The 16,227-nt window shown below is 52.0% G+C and carries 20 protein-coding genes; 7 read left to right on the top strand and 13 right to left on the bottom strand.

Features of this window, described 5'->3' with window-relative positions:
* The first annotated feature begins 276 nt into the window (after positions 1–276).
* Together JOE21_RS16330 and JOE21_RS16325 are read left to right on the top strand one after the other, a co-directional pair.
* Positions 277–657 carry a hypothetical protein gene (locus tag JOE21_RS16330; RefSeq protein ID WP_309868389.1) on the top strand — a complete coding sequence of 127 codons (381 nt, stop codon included), beginning with the start codon at positions 277–279 and terminating at the stop codon, positions 655–657.
* 34 nt (positions 658–691) lie between these two features.
* Positions 692–1,600, top strand: a complete 909-nt coding sequence (locus JOE21_RS16325) for a hypothetical protein (RefSeq protein ID WP_309868388.1) — start codon at positions 692–694, stop codon at positions 1,598–1,600.
* Between the two features lie 86 nt (positions 1,601–1,686).
* On the opposite strand, the gene JOE21_RS16320 is transcribed toward JOE21_RS16325, so the two are convergent.
* From JOE21_RS16320 to pilM, 4 genes are all read right to left on the bottom strand, one after another.
* The gene (locus JOE21_RS16320; RefSeq protein ID WP_309868387.1) at positions 1,687–2,085 is read right to left on the bottom strand and encodes a hypothetical protein; all 399 of its coding nucleotides are present in this window, start codon (positions 2,083–2,085) and stop codon (positions 1,687–1,689) included.
* A gap of 189 nt (positions 2,086–2,274) precedes the next feature.
* On the bottom strand, positions 2,275–3,150 hold the full coding sequence (locus tag JOE21_RS16315; RefSeq protein WP_309868386.1) for a hypothetical protein: 876 nt from the start codon (positions 3,148–3,150) through the stop codon (positions 2,275–2,277).
* Positions 3,140–3,736: a PilN family protein gene (locus tag JOE21_RS16310; RefSeq protein ID WP_309868384.1), complete on the bottom strand. Its 597-nt coding sequence runs from the start codon at positions 3,734–3,736 to the stop codon at positions 3,140–3,142. The genes JOE21_RS16315 and JOE21_RS16310 overlap by 11 nt, the downstream gene beginning before the upstream one ends.
* On the bottom strand, positions 3,733–4,743 hold the full coding sequence (gene pilM / locus JOE21_RS16305; RefSeq protein ID WP_309868383.1) for a type IV pilus biogenesis protein PilM: 1,011 nt from the start codon (positions 4,741–4,743) through the stop codon (positions 3,733–3,735). Before pilM ends, JOE21_RS16310 begins: the two co-directional genes overlap by 4 nt.
* A 519-nt stretch (positions 4,744–5,262) precedes the next feature.
* On the opposite strand from pilM, the gene JOE21_RS16300 reads away from it, so the two are divergent.
* On the top strand, positions 5,263–6,171 hold the full coding sequence (locus JOE21_RS16300) for a L,D-transpeptidase family protein (RefSeq protein WP_309868382.1): 909 nt from the start codon (positions 5,263–5,265) through the stop codon (positions 6,169–6,171).
* A gap of 141 nt (positions 6,172–6,312) precedes the next feature.
* On the opposite strand, the gene JOE21_RS16295 is transcribed toward JOE21_RS16300, so the two are convergent.
* The 4 genes from JOE21_RS16295 to JOE21_RS17860 form a co-directional block, all read right to left on the bottom strand.
* Positions 6,313–6,492, bottom strand: coding sequence for a hypothetical protein (locus JOE21_RS16295; RefSeq protein WP_309868380.1), 180 nt, complete (start codon positions 6,490–6,492; stop codon positions 6,313–6,315).
* A 286-nt stretch (positions 6,493–6,778) separates the two neighbouring features.
* A complete protein-coding gene (locus JOE21_RS16290; protein ID WP_309868378.1) occupies positions 6,779–7,243 on the bottom strand; it encodes a hypothetical protein in 465 nt (154 codons plus the stop codon).
* Positions 7,244–7,749: 506 nt separating this feature from the next.
* Positions 7,750–8,409, bottom strand: coding sequence for a hypothetical protein (locus tag JOE21_RS16285; protein WP_309868377.1), 660 nt, complete (start codon positions 8,407–8,409; stop codon positions 7,750–7,752).
* Positions 8,410–8,466: 57 nt separating this feature from the next.
* Entirely contained in the window at positions 8,467–8,658 is a 192-nt protein-coding gene (locus JOE21_RS17860; RefSeq protein ID WP_374709403.1) for a hypothetical protein, read from the bottom strand.
* A 27-nt stretch (positions 8,659–8,685) separates the two neighbouring features.
* Here JOE21_RS17860 and JOE21_RS16280 point away from each other — a divergent pair, with 27 nt between their 5' ends.
* The gene (locus JOE21_RS16280; RefSeq protein WP_309868375.1) at positions 8,686–8,880 is read left to right on the top strand and encodes a hypothetical protein; all 195 of its coding nucleotides are present in this window, start codon (positions 8,686–8,688) and stop codon (positions 8,878–8,880) included.
* A 29-nt stretch (positions 8,881–8,909) separates the two neighbouring features.
* Positions 8,910–9,209, top strand: a complete 300-nt coding sequence (locus JOE21_RS16275) for a hypothetical protein (protein ID WP_309868373.1) — start codon at positions 8,910–8,912, stop codon at positions 9,207–9,209.
* Positions 9,210–9,484: 275 nt separating this feature from the next.
* Here JOE21_RS16275 and nadA read toward each other — a convergent pair whose 3' ends face one another.
* From nadA to nadB, 3 genes are read right to left on the bottom strand one after another with little or no spacing between them, the layout of a single operon-like run.
* Positions 9,485–10,588 (bottom strand): quinolinate synthase NadA, encoded by a 1,104-nt coding sequence (gene nadA, locus JOE21_RS16270; protein WP_309868372.1) that lies wholly within the window; start codon positions 10,586–10,588, stop codon positions 9,485–9,487.
* Between the two features lie 3 nt (positions 10,589–10,591).
* Positions 10,592–11,434 carry a carboxylating nicotinate-nucleotide diphosphorylase gene (gene nadC, locus JOE21_RS16265; RefSeq protein WP_309868370.1) on the bottom strand — a complete coding sequence of 281 codons (843 nt, stop codon included), beginning with the start codon at positions 11,432–11,434 and terminating at the stop codon, positions 10,592–10,594.
* A complete protein-coding gene (gene nadB, locus JOE21_RS16260; protein WP_309868369.1) occupies positions 11,400–12,947 on the bottom strand; it encodes an L-aspartate oxidase in 1,548 nt (515 codons plus the stop codon). Before nadB ends, nadC begins: the two co-directional genes overlap by 35 nt.
* Before the next feature lie 171 nt (positions 12,948–13,118).
* On the opposite strand from nadB, the gene JOE21_RS16255 reads away from it, so the two are divergent.
* Positions 13,119–14,273 carry a cysteine desulfurase family protein gene (locus JOE21_RS16255; RefSeq protein WP_309868367.1) on the top strand — a complete coding sequence of 385 codons (1,155 nt, stop codon included), beginning with the start codon at positions 13,119–13,121 and terminating at the stop codon, positions 14,271–14,273.
* A 40-nt stretch (positions 14,274–14,313) separates the two neighbouring features.
* A complete protein-coding gene (locus tag JOE21_RS16250) occupies positions 14,314–14,772 on the top strand; it encodes an Lrp/AsnC family transcriptional regulator (protein WP_309868365.1) in 459 nt (152 codons plus the stop codon).
* Between the two features lie 59 nt (positions 14,773–14,831).
* Here the strand turns inward: JOE21_RS16250 and JOE21_RS16245 are convergent, their stop codons facing one another.
* Positions 14,832–15,902 (bottom strand): SIS domain-containing protein, encoded by a 1,071-nt coding sequence (locus tag JOE21_RS16245; protein WP_309868363.1) that lies wholly within the window; start codon positions 15,900–15,902, stop codon positions 14,832–14,834.
* A gap of 15 nt (positions 15,903–15,917) precedes the next feature.
* Positions 15,918–16,175: a hypothetical protein gene (locus JOE21_RS16240; protein ID WP_309868361.1), complete on the bottom strand. Its 258-nt coding sequence runs from the start codon at positions 16,173–16,175 to the stop codon at positions 15,918–15,920.
* Between the last annotated feature and the right edge of the window lie 52 nt (positions 16,176–16,227).

Here is a 16,227-nt window from a genome sequence, read left to right as displayed (position 1 = left end):
GGATCGCTTTTGTTCCCCCGGTCGTCTCGCTACGGATACCCCTCATTTCATCCTTATTATACCACAGAAACAGGGAAGTCGGAGGGAAAATTGCAGGGATGGTCGGATTGTTTGCAATGAAATAACACTTTCATCCATCCATCTGTCGTGATAGGATGGAATCAAACCAGTCCGGTTGTTTCCTACCCCGAAATATCCGATGTCCAACAGACACCTTTCCCACCCGCCAAACCTGTCATCCAGCGTGAATAAACTAGACATAAGGGAGGGGCGTTCATGAACGGCAAAGGATTTTGGACAGATCTGTCCCCTGTCGACGAACGCACAGCCTGTCGGGAATCGATGGTGACAATCGGTGTTGCGGAGGTGGAACAAGCGGTCCACCTGTGGCGGGGAATTAAGCCGACCTTATATCCGATCATAGATGAACCGGATCCAACGGCTCTCTGGAATAACGCCCACCCCAAAATTTGGATATTGTATCAAGCGGCAGGCACTCCCTTTGACGATACCGAAGACGGCTTTTGGAAATGGCTGCTGGATCAAAACCGTATCGTCTCCCAAATGCGGACTGAGGAAGAAAATCAATGGTGGAACCAAGGATTGGCGCGGTTGCGGACCCACCTTTACTCAACGACGGATCAACCAAAAGGTTGATCTTTTTTATGCTCAAAGAAGGAAAAGGAGGGGATTGGAGTCGAATTTGGAAAACCAAGGCATCCCGGAACAGAAAGGGGCTACAAGCACCATGACGTTTCACGACCAGGGACAGGAGCCGCACGTTCATCAGTCGGAAATCCTCATGCCATTGGAAAAGGCTGCACAGATACTGGACATTCCTGAAGAGGAATTGCGGAGGCAAGCAGGGGAAGGTCGCTTAGGGTGCGTAAAAAAGAACGGGGATTATTGGTTTTCCGAAAAACAAATCGGTCGAATCCACCACGACAAGGCCTCCCAGGACTCGGATCTGGTTACACCAGCGCTGGAATTGATCCTTTTGGAACCTGGACATCGAAAAAATAACGAAAACAGCGGAAATGAAAACAATCCATGGAAGAAAGCTTTCGCCAAAATCATATTCCAATTCCGCTCATTGAAGCAAAAAAACCCCCTCTCTCATCTCAAATGGAAAGAATGGATGGAACAATTTTTCCAACTGGTAGAAAGAAAGAAACAAAAAGATGTACACCAGGAACAAGAACTACGGCAAGTAAGTGTCAAGCTGGGTTTTATGACCGGGAAAAACGAACTGTATTGCGACTTCTGTGAAGTAAACGATCACTTTTATCCCGGTGCCATCTTTGCTGATGTCTATGTGGATGGCGCCCTCAAATGGATGATGTGTCCAAACTGTCTCCAATACTGCCGCGAACAAGCCAATGGCTCCATGGAATCCAATCTGCGTGCCCGGTTTCATCAACTGGCATTCCGCTTGGAGCGAGAGTCCCGACGTGCCCGAAATCTGGCAACAACTGAGGATTTTCGGGTCCCCAGTTTGTATGAATGGGAAGCCTGGGAAAACGCCTCATTTGCAATGCAGGAAGTGGCAGCCTCATTCGGGGAAGAAGCTGCCATGAATGAAAGGCGGCAGGAACCATAAACACTCCAACCGCATGTTCCCCCATCAATGAAACCTTCCCGATCGGGAAGGTTTTTTCATCTTTAAATCGCAGAATTGTTGCCGTTTTAGGATAAAGACCCGGGATCCGCTTGGTTCGTTTGCATCCAATTGGGTGTTAAACCCAAGGTATCTTCACTCACGGATTTCCCCGTTTCCACCGACCGCCCATCCAGCACCAAATCACAGTGCAACAAAAGAGGTTTCGATGTCAGGGAAAAGGAATGTTCCCGCCATAACAGGTACAGATGGCACTGATGTCCCTGCAGAAGAAACGGAATCCAGTGGAAACGGTTTTGCGTATCGCCTCCCGAAGAAAAGCCGGGTGGATAGAGACGTTGCAATCGATCATTGATTCGCAACATACGGAACCCCAGACGTTCCTCCACCTGAATCCGGTAAATCTCTCCCTCCAAGGGTATTCGCCAACATTTGTTCACCTGGACAGCTGCAACGCCCACTGCCAATCACCTGTCCTCTCCGGTCTTGGTCTGCCGGGGGAAACTGTCGGAAGGCGACAGCCCACCCCGTTTTTTAATCTCTCTCGTATTTACGATTCGGGATAAAAAAAGTTTCATGGTTTCCAGAGTCGACTCTTTACTTTTTAGGAAAAAGCCGCGCCGACAAGGCACGACTTTTTCACACTGGATCTTCCGTCAGGAGGAAGAATCCCGGGATTCCTCTCCCGAATCGGATTCAGGTGAAGGGGGAATTTCACGACCATCCTCGTCCAAATCGATATCCACATCCTCCGGGAGGCGAAGGGGAGGGGACTCCATCGACTCTTTCAGGCTTGGATCTTGGTAGTAGAACCATGCCAACCGGATTCTAAGGGTGCCCCGTTCCCCTTCCCCCTCTTCAAACTCCATCCCCTGAACAGCCACCAATCGTTCCATTTGCTCCAGTTCCCTGAGCAGGGACAACATCTCCTGCCGTGAAGCGCGCACATATAAATCCGCCCATAAAGGCTGAATGGCAGAGTCTTTGGGGAGAGTTGGAACCAATGCCTGCTCCTCCGCATTTTCCTCCGGCTTCTTCCCTTCAGAAGGGGCGGGTTTGATTTTCTCTTCCGCCTCTTTCTCGTCATCCGCCCCCTCTTCCCCAGTCTCTTCGTCTCGGTCCGCCTCCTGCATGACTTCGACCGGCCATTCCATCGGCGTCAAATCGGATGATTTTGATCCGGCACGCAACTCCACCCATTCCCCGCCGGCATCATCCACCGCTTCTTTCAACTGTAACAACAGCCGTGCCGGTTCCGCTTCCAGTGGGATCTGCTGTTGCAGCCGGGTCCGTTCATCGGCATCCGGTTCCGTCGGTCGCTCATAACCCGGATCCAGTATCTCCCGGTGGTCGGATAAAAATCGCTCGGCTTCCGCCCGTTTTTCTTCCATGTGTTTCAGATTCAGGTGGGCGGGATAGAGGAAAGCCAAAGCCGTCAGGCAAATGGCCAGACTGCCTCCCAACCAGATCCAGAACAGCGTATTCCCCGATTTCCACCAGCCCCAGGGTCGTTGGCGCGGTTCATGCCCCATCGCTTCCGCCTCCTTCCTCCGACTCCCCGTCTTCCGAAGAAACTTGGCGGATCACCAGATGAAAGTGGAGCAGCTGCTCCTTCTGATCCAATTCCGTCGGAGGCGCCCCTTCGCAATAGCGGCCGAGACAATGGAGGACCACCTCTTCCACCGGCCCCTGATCCTTTAAGGAGTCCAAAAATACAGCCGCCTCCGATGCTGATGGAAACACCGCCCATCCATCCAGGCGAGGACCCTTTGCCTCCGCTCGGATCAAAGGAGCACCTGCCGGCAGGGTGTCGTAAACCGTGTTCAGCCCCTCCTGCCAGATCAGGCGGCCGTCCCGCAGCGCATCTGCGGCATCACGAAAACGAATGACCGAACCATGTTCGTTCATGAAAGCCTCATGGTCCTGAACCACTTGTTTCGCCTCCAGCTGCTGGTCGCGTACGGCTTTCGTCTCTGCGGCCAACCGGTCCTCGAGCCGGGATTGTTCGGTAAACAGCCAGTAAGAAAATCCGGCGAAGTGAATCAACCAAAGCAGGATAATGATCAACCCCAGGGTAAAATAACGACGACCCGCAGGGGGGGATGGCAACAGATTCACGATACCCCCACCCCCGTCAATGCCGCACCCAGAGGGGCTGAAAGAATATTGCCGAGATGACGGGAGGAGTGAAGCTGCAAATCACCGGTCATCAAGGATTGGGGACCTTCCCCGATCCGTACCGACGGCACGCCGTCCTTCGATTGCAGCCACAAGCACGCTTTGTGGACATCGATGCCTTCCCCGCTCACCACCCATACCCGGTTCTGCTTCCATAATTCCGCCCCCATCCAGTCCAGTTTCCCGGCATCCAGGGCTTCCAACATCGCGGCTCCGTATGCGGCCACCTGGTTGTCATTTTCCAAGATCGGACGCAGCGGATCCATGGCCGGACGATCCGGAACCCCCTCCAGAAAGGTTTTCATCTCCAAAGGGATATGGGTCGCCCCTTGCAACACCCCTTGGTAAAACAAACTGAGGTCCACTCCTCCGGGTGTCAGGTGAAGGGCCGCCCATTTATGGACCGTCCCATCATCGGAAAACTCAAACCAGCGGCCGAGACTGAGAGCGGATAAATCGACGGCGACAGGATCCAAACCGCACCATCGCAACACATCTGCCAATTCCTCCACATACCGGCGGGACGAAGCGGCCACCACCACTTCCTGATGGTCTCCATCCTGCCAGACATGCCCGATCACCTGGAAATCAAATACCGGATCGTCAAAGGGGAGATCCCACTCCGGCAGCACTTTCTTTTCAATCCAGCGCCGCATGCGGGATCTTCCCATTTCGGGCACATGCCAAGTACCGGTCACCACATGCCGGTTGCCCAATGCCACCCGCACCCGGCGGGTATGCAGCCGGCGGCTGGATAAGGCATCCTGCACCGATTGGCTCAGTTCATCCGGCTCGGCAATCGACCGTTCCCCCATCCAGATGGATAAAAGCGGATGTACGACATACTGGCTCAATTGGATCCGCCGGAAGCTCCTTTTTAATTCGACCAATTTAAACATGGAATCTGTCAGTTCCACTCCAATGGCGTAACGCCGGAACCCAAGCATGCATCCTATCTCCTTTTTGTCACCCATGCTGGACCGAGCGTTAAGATCAACCGGTCCCTACTCCACTGGTGAAAGGATGTCAGGAGATCTGCATCCCTCTACCAATTAGATACATCTCAACCGATTTCCTCTCCCTATTTTCCACTTTTCACCCTCCACCCATAAATACACCGTTGGCCTGATTTGTAAATCAAACCAAAGGACTAATTTGGTTTTTGTATTTAGTTTTTTAATAGTATTCTTATAAAAAATGAATAATGCAATCTGAAAATAACCGTTTATTCAAATAGAATGGATGCATCCAGGACAAAGAGAAGTTCCTGACCAATCTGCCAGAGACGAAAAAATCATCCATAACTTGGAACAAGACCACTGAGACGACAGAGTATGCCGATTCAAACAAAAAATATTCCCTATCAAAATAGTATCGATTAAAATTGAATTGATGCCGGTCGCTTCCTGGGCATCCAGCAAAGGGGAAAAAATCAAATATCGGTTACTCAAGAGAGGAGAATGAGCGTGAGGAAATGGCTGACTTCCCTGCTGTCGCTGGCACTGGTCTTTTCACTGGCCTTGCCGCAACAGGTGGATGCTTCTTCCAATTACGCCATCGAGGTGAACAAAAAGACCAACCAACTCACCTTGTATCGCAATGGGACGGTGGCAAAAACATATCCCGTCGCCACAGGACGGACCTCGTCCCTTACACCGGAGGGAACCTTTGAGATCATCATCAAGATCAACAAACCGGGATGGAAAGGAATCCCCGGCGGTGATCCCTCCAATCCCTTGGGCGAGCGCTGGCTGGGTCTCCAAGTGAATGGAGACAACGGACGCACCTACGGGATTCACGGTACCAACCGTCCCGAATCCATCGGGAGCCACGCGTCCATGGGCTGTGTCCGCATGTACAACGAAGATGTCATTGAACTGTACAACACCGTCCCGGCGGGGACCCTCGTTCGCATCCATAACGGGGACCAGAGCGGACCGCCTCAACCGAAACCGCCACAGGTGACCCCGGCAGACGGAAAAGTGGAGATTACCGTCTCCGTCGCCAATGTTCGTTCCCAGCCTTCCATGAACGGAACGGTGGTAGCCAAACGGAACAAGGGGACCCGCCTGACGTTAACCGGAATCGCCGGTGACTGGTACCGGGTGAAACTGGAAAACGGCTCCACCGCCTATGTCCATCACAGCGTCGCCAAACGGGTGACCGGCTCCGGACAGCAGCCGCCATCCGGCAGCCAGCTGACCGTTACGTCCAGCATGGCCAACATCCGGGAGCAACCCTCCACCCAGGCTCGGATCCTGCAACGGGTGCCCCAAGGCACCGTTCTCAACCGGACCGGCTCCACCGGCGACTGGCACCAGATCAAGCTGAAAAGCGGCCAGACCGCCTACATCCACAAAAGCGTCGTCCAATAACCTTCTCCTAGCGACCGGAACCCAAAACCCCCGCCACACCACAAGTGTGCGGGGGTTTTTCGTTAGAGCGATCACTTGGTTGGGCAAGAGCCATGATGGAACAGACGATCCCATGTATTCACTCAAAGCACTCTCAGAGCGTTAAAAGGCTGTGAAAAGCAACAGCATCCCGGATAGGATTAACAACGACGGCTTCAGATAGTGAAGAAAAATTGATTGTTTCGGCTGCTCCTTTGCTTTTTGAAAAAAGCCCCCCATTCCTAACGCCATAATACCGGCACCTGTCGCGGCGATGATATGAGGATCTAGGAGTGTCGACATATGATGTTCCTCTTTCCGAACTTATAGTCCTTCTCAAGGGGGCTTGTCACATGAATACCCATGGTATGTCAAACCACAAGCAAAGGGATAAAGCATTGATTATAAATCCTACTCTCACAAAAAACCCCGAGTACTCCATTATGAATACTTTAGTGCTAAACGGCTGAATAAACTTCCACCCAACCGAACCATCCTTCAACCATCCAAGCCGAAAACCAAAGGACGATGCCACCCGATGCAGCAGGGCTGCCACGTCTCCATGGCCGTAGGTGTAGTGGGAGATAGATTACTCAGCCAAAAGCCAATCTAGCCAAAATTCCAAGTCCACCTTAGTATTTGAATCCCTACAAAGAACCTCATTTAGCGCCATTTTTAAGCTCTGAAACTCTTGTACGGATAGCGGGTTCTTTTCCAGAGAAATTGGGTTTTCCCGACCCCTTGAGTACTCATTGATTACTTGAATAGCCTGTAAAAAAGCAATCAACGATGGAGCAATACAAACAGGTCCCCATTCTCCTTCTCCGTGAATAGCTGTATAAACAGGATATCCCGATTCGGATTGATCCGCAAAAACAGGGTCATCCAAAGATTCTTCGACTCCGATTACAATCCACGCAGGATTCCATCTACCATTTACTCCATCTTCTTTTTCCAAGTACAAAGACTGCAACGATTTCAATTCATCTAAGGCAAAAAAGCGGATACCTCCATACCCTATATACAGCGTTCCGGAAGGTAGCTTTTTCATCATTTATATTATATGATTCAATCTGATGATTCCTCCGAACTCTTTCAGCAGTTGCTAGATCCTCTTTTCTGACACGAAGTTTCTTCAACCAGTAAGCTTGGTAATCACTTAATCGAATTTGATTATTACCCTTCTCTCGATTCAACCCCTTTTCTGTAGAGAGCCTCTCGTAAACGTTTGTAGACCTTTATCTGATTACAGATCCATGCTAGATACGGAAACTGCGTTAATTCTCATCCGCTTCAACGATACATCTCTTCCAGTTGAAACCAACTCAATCTCAACCTTTACTAATCACTTTATCTCCGTTAGGAAGCTCAACAATTGTTGCCATAACATCAAACAAGCCGTCTCCTAAACTGGAGGAAAACGCGACTAAGTCATGATCTTCGAGTTTTCCTCCTTCCTCACTTTCGGTTAAAATTGTGTCGTGTACTCATACACCATAATATCTATCTAATTAGTTTTGAAATAGGTTCTAATTACTGCTATCTAATATACAAAATAAATTAAATATTAGCATTGTCGTATAATCTTATTTCCCACGGTTGATATGAAAATAACTCTAAATCCTCCCTTCCAGAAGTAGCCTGAGCAGCTAATTCAGCTTTTTGAAATGTCGGTAATAAATGATATTTATTCAAAAAAATACCCATTTTTTCGTACTCATCCTTCAAACCATTACACATAAACGAATGAAAAAAACCACCCTCATACCCTAAAATATCATAACCGGCAATCCTTCCACGCATATCTACTTCTATTTGTTTAGCTAAGGTGTGATAAACACCACCAGGATCAACATCATCATCTGACTTGTTTTCTTCTAATATGTTTTTAAGATGGTCTAAAGTAGTTCCAATCCCTATAATACGGGTATCTATATTTTTCAAAAATTCACTTTGGAAATCTATTGCTAACTTAAGACTATAAAAAACATTTGGCCATCCAATTTGCTCTGAATCAAATTTCTTTTCTACCCACTTCCGTAATAAAACTAATTCTCTACGGCTCTTTTGGGTTTTTTCCTCTATATCACTTAGTAACTCTCTATCATATCCAGCCCAAGAATAAGCCCATTCATCAGGGTAAGTGTCACATACACAATTACTCGCAGATATTATATCCTTTTTTTCAATAATAAAATATCCACCTAAATACATAACCATTTGTATTTACCCTCTCTTCATTATTTATACAGGCGAGGTAATCCTCGCCTGTATTTTTTAATACCCTCTTGGATATTCTCTTTTAAATGGCTTTCTTACAGAAGGCTTCTTTTGGAATCTCTTTCCCTTATACCTAGACCACTTTCTTTCTTTAATATTAGGGCGAGTTATTCCACCATGCGATTTACCTGATCCTCTAAACTGCTTACGCCATCTCCCTTTACTATCAAAAGTAGTATACTGGTCAATTTTACCGTTCTTATATTTTATCCTAGTGTGAGCACGCCCTTTAATCTCGATTCCTCCGACGATGTCCGCTACGAGATTCGGGAGGAAGGGAACACCACCTATCTGGACCTGAAGGCGGATGAAGAGTGGCTGAAGGATGACGAGCGGGAATATCCCGTGCGCATCGACCCTTCACTCGTCATTCAAGGAACCTACCAGCCTCACATCCCGGTTGGGATTTAAAACTGTCCAGCACGGAGGGAACGATTGAAATGAAAAACGACAAGGAAGTGTGGATACAACCAAAAAACGGTGAGAAAGAGATGATTCCTCTTTCCCGGACACCCCTTCCGCCATCTGAAATGGGCGAATCTGCTTCCCGCTATTTTGCTGCCGCGCATCCCTTCTTGGACAATTTGGCCACCAGCATTCTTTCCGATCAACCTTCCCCCACTCTGCCCACTTTTGAAGACGGGCACCGGATTCAAATCATCCTGGATTCGGTTCGACAATCTCATGAGACCGGAAAGCGAGTACATGTTTCCACTAATCAGGAACCAACCTCCGTATAAACACTATTGCATAGGCTCTCCAGGAAATACTCTTGAAACCCGTCCTAACGGCTCCTTTTCATGAGGAAGGAATCTCCCGCTTCCCAGTGGAAGGATCATACCAAACCCCACCGATACAGGAATGGCCTCAGATGGAATGGATCGATCTTTTTGCCTCCCTCGTTTTGCTGATCCTGTTGCTCCTGTATACCGGTCGGATGAGGGACTGATCGACATAAAAAACCCACCCAGGACCGATTCTTTATCGGTCCTGGGTGGGTTCCAGTTCTTTCTGTTTAACGAATGGCCAGCATCCGGTCCAGGGCGGTTTTGGACCAGCGAGTGGTCTCCGGATCGACGGAGACCTGGTTGATGATGTTTCCTTCCACCAGGCTCTCCAGCGCCCATAGGAGATGGGGACGGTCGATCCGGTTCATGGTGAGGCAGGGGCACATCGTCTGGCTCAACAGCTGAATGTGCTGTTCCGGGTGTTCGTTCGCAAGGCGCTGCACCAGGTTTACCTCGGTGCCGATGGCCCATTTGCTGCCGGCAGGAGCTTCCCGGATTTGACGGATGATGTAGCTGGTGGAACCGTCATAATCGGAAGCCTGCACCACTTCGAAGGTGCATTCGGGGTGGACGATCACTTTCGTTTCCGGATCCCGTTCACGGACGCGGTCAATCTGGTCGACGGTAAATTTGGTGTGGACGGAGCAGTGTCCTTTCCACAGCAGGACGCGCCAGTCGGCTTGGGGGCCTTTCACTTCTTCCCACTCTCCGCTCACCTGGTTCCAGACCGCCATCTGTTCCAGGGGGATGCCCATCGCGTAGGCGGTGTTGCGTCCCAAGTGCTGGTCGGGGAGGAACAGGATGCGCTTTTTCTGCTTAAAGGCCCATTCCAGCACGCCCTTGGCGTTGGTGGACGTACAGGTGGTGCCGCCGTGGCGGCCGACAAAGGATTTAATGGCCGCCGTGGAGTTGACGTAGGTGACGGGAACGATGGTGTCCCCTAGCTCCGCCTGCATCACTTCCCAGGCTTCTTCCAACTCGGCCAGATCCGCCATATCGGCCATGGAACAACCCGCTTTCATATCGGGCAGGATGACCGCCTGATCGTCGCCGGTCAGGATATCGGCGGACTCGGCCATAAAATGAACCCCGCAGAATACGATGTACTTCGCATGGGTCTGCTGCTGGGCGATCCGGGCCAGCTCCAGGGAATCGCCGGTAAAGTCGGCAAAGCGGATGACATCATCCCGTTGGTAGTGATGCCCCATAATGACCAAGTCGTTGCCCAGACGGGACTTGGCGGCGGCGATACGCGTATCGTATTCCGCATGGGGAAGGTTGCGGTACTTCTCCGGTAAAACCGACTCGGCAACAGGAGAAAGAATACTCATGAATTATGCCTCCTCTTGGATGAGTTCCAAACTGATGTCCAACGCTGGTGCGGAGTGGGTGAGCCATCCCAGGGAGATCGCATCTACCCCGGTCTCCGCCACGGATCGGGCCTGTTGGGGAGAGATGCCGCCGGAAGCTTCCGTCCATACTCTTCCCTTTGTCAACTGAACGGCTTGACGCAAGGTGGGTAGATCCATGTTGTCCAGCAGCAGCGCGTCCACCTCCAGGTCCAGCGCCTCCCGCACCTGATCCAACGTGTCCGCCTCCACTTCTACCTGAACCATGTGGCCGACGCGGCGGCGTACCCGTTGGACCGCTTCCCGCAGTCCTCCTGCAGCCACGATGTGGTTGTCCTTAATCATCACCCCGTGGCTGAGCCCAAATCGATGATTGGTCCCTCCCCCGGCCTGGACCGCGTATTTTTCCAGCATGCGCAGTCCCGGCGTCGTCTTGCGGGTGTCCAACACCCGGCAAGGAAGACCCTCCAGGGAATGAACCACACGCCGGGTGACCGTGGCGATTCCCGATAGGCGTTGAAGCAGATTGAGTGCTACCCGTTCCGCTGTCAGAATGGAGCGGCTGGGACCTTCCAATCGGACCAGCTCCGTCCCCGGTTCCACCGAACAGCCGTCTTCCACCACCGGAGTGAAGGCCACTTCCGGATCCCACTGGAAGAACACTTCCCGGGCCACCTCCAGGCCGGCGACCACTCCTTCTCCCTTGGCCACCAGCCTTCCCCGGCTCCGATGGGACGCGGGGATGAGCGTTTCCGTCGTCCAGTCGCCAAATCCGATGTCTTCGTTCAACGCCTCACGTACCAATCGCTGCAATTCCAACCGATTCACTCGCGGCCCCCCTTTGGTTGCTGCTCCGCCTCTTTGCCCATTCCGCTTTGGCTTCCGGGTAATCAGACCGATAATGGCCCCCCCGGCTCTCTTTCCGCCATAATGCGGCTTTTAAAATCAATTGTGAAACACAAATCATATTGTGACACTCCCAATCGGAGGACGGCGTCTCGTTCGCCAGACGCGTAAGCGCCTTCATCCCCTTTAGGAGGAGATCGTGATCGCGGACAATCCCCGCATGCTCCCACATGAGGCGTTGAAGCGCCTGTTTGCGGGAAGCCCGTACCTGTTCATGTTCGCACATGGAAGGGATCTCGGAAGACGCCTCCACCGGATGTCCCCCCCATGGCAGTTTGGCGGCTTTCACTGCTGTTCGGCGGGCGAAAACCGCCCCTTCCAACAGCGAATTGCTGGCCAACCGGTTGGCACCGTGCACCCCCGTGCAGGCCACCTCTCCTACCGCAAACAGGTGCGGGATCGATGTTTGTCCATCGGTGTCAGCGGCTACTCCTCCCATGAGAAAATGAGCCGCTGGGACCACCGGAATCGGCTCCCGGGCCGGATCCACGCCATGAGAGCGGCAAAGCCGGTCAATGGTGGGGAAACGGGTGGAAAAGCTGTGGAGGTGCCGGGCATCCAGGAACACTCGACTCCCCTTTCTCATTTCCCGATCGATCGCCCGTGAAACGACGTCTCTCGGTGCCAGGTCTCCCCAGCTGTGAACCCGGTCCATAAATGCGTCGCCCCGGTCGTTGATCAGACGGGCTCCTTCCCCGCGAACCGCTTCCGACACCAGGACCATCGGATTTTGTTCCACTGCCAGTGCCGTCGGGTGAAATTGTACCATTTCCATATCCATCAGACGCGCCCCCGCACGGTGGGCCATCGCCAGTCCGTCTCCCGTCACCACGGGATGATTGGTGGTGTAGCGGTAGACTTGTCCGCAACCTCCTGTGGCCAACACGACAGCCCGTGCCGGTAACACCCGAAGCGTTCCCTGTTGATCCAGCACTTGGACACCGGTACATATTCCTTTGTGGATAATCAGGTCCAGAACGGTCGTATGATCCAGCAGCTGAATCCGCGGATGAGCGGACACTCGCTGCAACAGGGCATCCACGATCGCTGCACCGGTGGCGTCGCCGCGAGCGTGCAAGATACGGGGAACGGAGTGGGATCCTTCCCGTGTCAACGCCCAACCGGCATCCCCATGATCAAAGGGGGTGCCGAGCCGCTGCAGGCGGGCGATGGCTTCCGGTCCCCCCTGGACCAGGATGTCAACCGCTTCCTGGGCGCAGAGGCCGGCTCCGGCGCGAATCGTGTCCCGGCTATGCAGTCCGGCACTGTCCCCCTCCCCGATGGCAGCTGCGATCCCTCCCTGAGCACGGGCAGTGTTGCCGGCATCGGACCGTCCTTTGGTCAGCACCGCCACCTCTCCCTGGCGGGCCAATTCCCATGCGGTGAGCAGGCCGGCAATACCCGATCCCACCACAATGAAGTCGGCATGGTTCATGTTTGTGATTCCTTTCACAAATCTGTAACATCAATTTACCCTTATTTTCGCAGGATCCGTGCATTTGTCAACCTCTACATCATTTATCTGAACAGCTTTTCACAAACTATCCCCTTTCACCCCATAAATCCGGTATAATGGAATCAACATTCACAAAGGCGGTCGATCCTCATGAACCCCCTCTACTTTGATCATGGAGCCACAACCCCTATTCGTTCGGAAGTACGATCAGCCATGGAGATCATCTGGAATGAAACCATTGGCAATCCCGGCAGCCTCCATGACGACGGCCAAAAAGCGGCGGACCGGGTGGAAGCGGCTCGCAGCCAAGCGGCTCAAGCCCTGGGGGCTTCGCCACGGGAGATTCTCTTTACGGGAGGCGGAACTGAATCCAACAATCTGGCCATCCTGGGAGCGGCCCGCCACCCGCGCAACAACGGACGTCATATCGTCACCACCGCCGTGGAGCACCCCTCCGTATTGCTCGCCTGCCGCGCTTTGGAAAAGGAGGGATTCCGCGTGACGGTTTTGCCGGTGGACCGGGATGGTTTGATCACCCCGCAGCAGGTGGAGCAGGCACTCACCCCCGATACGGTTCTGGTATCGGTAATGGCGGCCAATAACGAAGTGGGAACGATCCAGCCGATTGCTGCCATTGGAAAAATCTTGCGGGAACGAAACATTCTCTTCCATACCGATGCCGTGCAAGCAGTCGGAAAAATCCCCTTTTCCTTGAAGGAATGGGGTGTAGACCTTCTTTCGATCGGTGCCCATAAAATCGATGGACCCAAGGGGACCGGGCTCCTGTATGTGCGCAAAGGAGTGCGTCTGGCCCCGCTTATGCACGGCGGCGGGCAGGAGCGGGGACTTCGTCCCGGCACACTGAACACCGTCGGCATCGTTGGACTGGGTGTGGCGCTCACCTTGGCGTGTCAGGAAGTAAATACGGCAAATGAACGGTGGACACGCCTCCGCAACCACCTGTGGAACCGGATTCAATCGGAAATCGGGGGAGTGACGTTAAATGGTCACCCCGAACAGCGCTTGCCTCATAACCTGAATATCAGCTTTGACCGCGTGGAAGGTCAGGCGGTGATGCTGGAACTGAATCGATACGGCATCGCCATCTCCAGCGGATCCGCCTGCAGTGCCGGCAAACATGCCCCCTCCCATGTCCTATCCGCCATGGGGCGGCCGCCGGAAGAAGCGTACCAAAGCCTGCGAATCACCTTGGGCCGGGAAACCCGCCAGGAAGACGCGGATCGATTGGCCGATTGCTTAAAAGAAGTGATCACCTATCTTCGTTCATTGATACCAGGGGAATAAAACAGGAAAGAAAGATTCTTTATGATGGGTGGTGAATGTGATGGACCACATCGACCTTAAGATATTGGAACGGCTTCAAGAGGATGCCCGGCTTACATTCAGTCAGCTGGCAAGGGAGCTTCACCTCAGCCATCCCAGTGTGGCGGAACGGGTGCGGCGACTTCAGGATAAAGGCGTGATTGAAAAATTTACAGCACGGGTTCCGCCGCAAAAAGTAAACAGAAGCGTGCTGGTGATTATTCAAGTAGGAGAGATTAAAATCCCGTGTAAAGAATTTGAAAAAGAAATACAAGCGGAACCGGCAATCCTGGAGTGTCATCGTGTCACCGGTTCCATCAGTTATTTCATCAAAGCGGCAGTGCCTTCCATGAGCGAGTTGGAAAAATTGGTGGACAAACTGACTCCAATCAGCCGCGTCTACACATCGGTCGTGCTGTCTTCCCCCATTACATCCCGAACCTTGCTTCCCTTGCCGGTTGAAGCTGATCATAAAAGATAACCACGATGACCAAAACAGACATACCGAAAATGATCGGTATGTCTGTTGCAAAGGTCGGTTTATCGATATTCTTTTCGGGCCGCCAGATAAGACGGTTGATCGCGGCGGATCCAGTCAGGGTTGAGCCCTTTGAAAACAGATACAAAGTATACAAACAAATGAAACGAAACCACATAAACAATCGGTACGAAGATTTCAGGGCAATCCGCTACCGGAATCACCGGCTGTTTTTCCGAAGGAGATGACGAAGAAAGCAAAACAGGCAGGTGGATTTTTTCTGCTGCCCGCAGCAGTTCGTCCAAACGATCCCGGGCATTTCCAGGAACAGCGGTCACGATTAACAACGAGTCCGAATCGCACATGGGTAAATAACCGTGAAAGACTTGTTCAAAATCCAGCCCGAGCGCCGGAATATGACAGGTTTCCACCGCTTTTAATGCAATTTCCTCCGCCAAAGCGATACCGGGTCCGGAACCGGCTACAATCCATCGCCGGGTGCCATCAAACCGCTTCGCGGTTTCCTGAATCGATGCTTCTGCCTGTAATGCAGCTTCAATCATATCCGGCAATGAATCAATCCTTTCTATCTCTACAGGGCTGGCCTGCTTTTCGGCCAATCGGTGAACGAACAGCAAAGCCATGGTTGCCCCCAACGTATAACTGATCGTGTGAGCGAAGGACTTTTCCTGTTCGTACCCGGTAAACAAGACATAGTCGGCTTTTTTAGCGGCGGATCCGGAAGAAAGTCCGGTAATCACGATTACCGGAACCCCGTCTTTTTTAGCTTTCTCTAACAGTTCTAAAGCGAGATGAGTTTCACCGGAATGGGTGAAAAGAACAACGGCATCCTTTTTGTTCCATTTCCAGTGATGCAACAGTTCAAATGCGGGAACGGATTGTATCCGGTTCTTTTCCTGAAATACATGATGTGCGAAAAAACTACCCGCTTTCGCTGTATAGTAAGAAGTGCCGCATCCGGTAAAAAACACCCTTTTGGATAAAAGAAGCACTTGCGTAACCCTATCCAGGAGCGGGTCGTTCTGCATATCGTCCAACAAGGAACGGACATACGAAGGCTGCGATTGGATCTCTTCGTACATCCAATACGGGTGTGTATGACGGGTCTCCACTCGGAATCCCTCCTCTTATCGGGTCTGAAACTTGCTGCATTCGGGATAACGATCATGTAAGAGAGCTTTTAACTGGATGTTTTCATTTTGGAGAAAGAGCAGCTCTCTTCGCGAAGCCATCAATTCCTTCCAAAGGGACACTTCTTTCTCAGACAGAGGGAGAATCACCTCATGAAAAATCGCCCTCATCGCCTCTTCCGGTCGCGCATGCTGACCCCAAATATCTTCCATCATTTTCTTGAACAATGTCTCCTTGACCGGTTCCAGCCCCAATTCCTTCACCTCCCTGAACCCATCGGCAAAAATCGATCCCGGCATGGATGAA

Source organism: Desmospora profundinema (assembly GCF_031454155.1).
Lineage (GTDB): Bacteria > Bacillota > Bacilli > Thermoactinomycetales > DSM-45169 > Desmospora > Desmospora profundinema.
The sequence above is the reverse complement of the archived record's forward strand: the minus strand, read 5'-3'. Positions and strand labels throughout refer to the sequence as shown.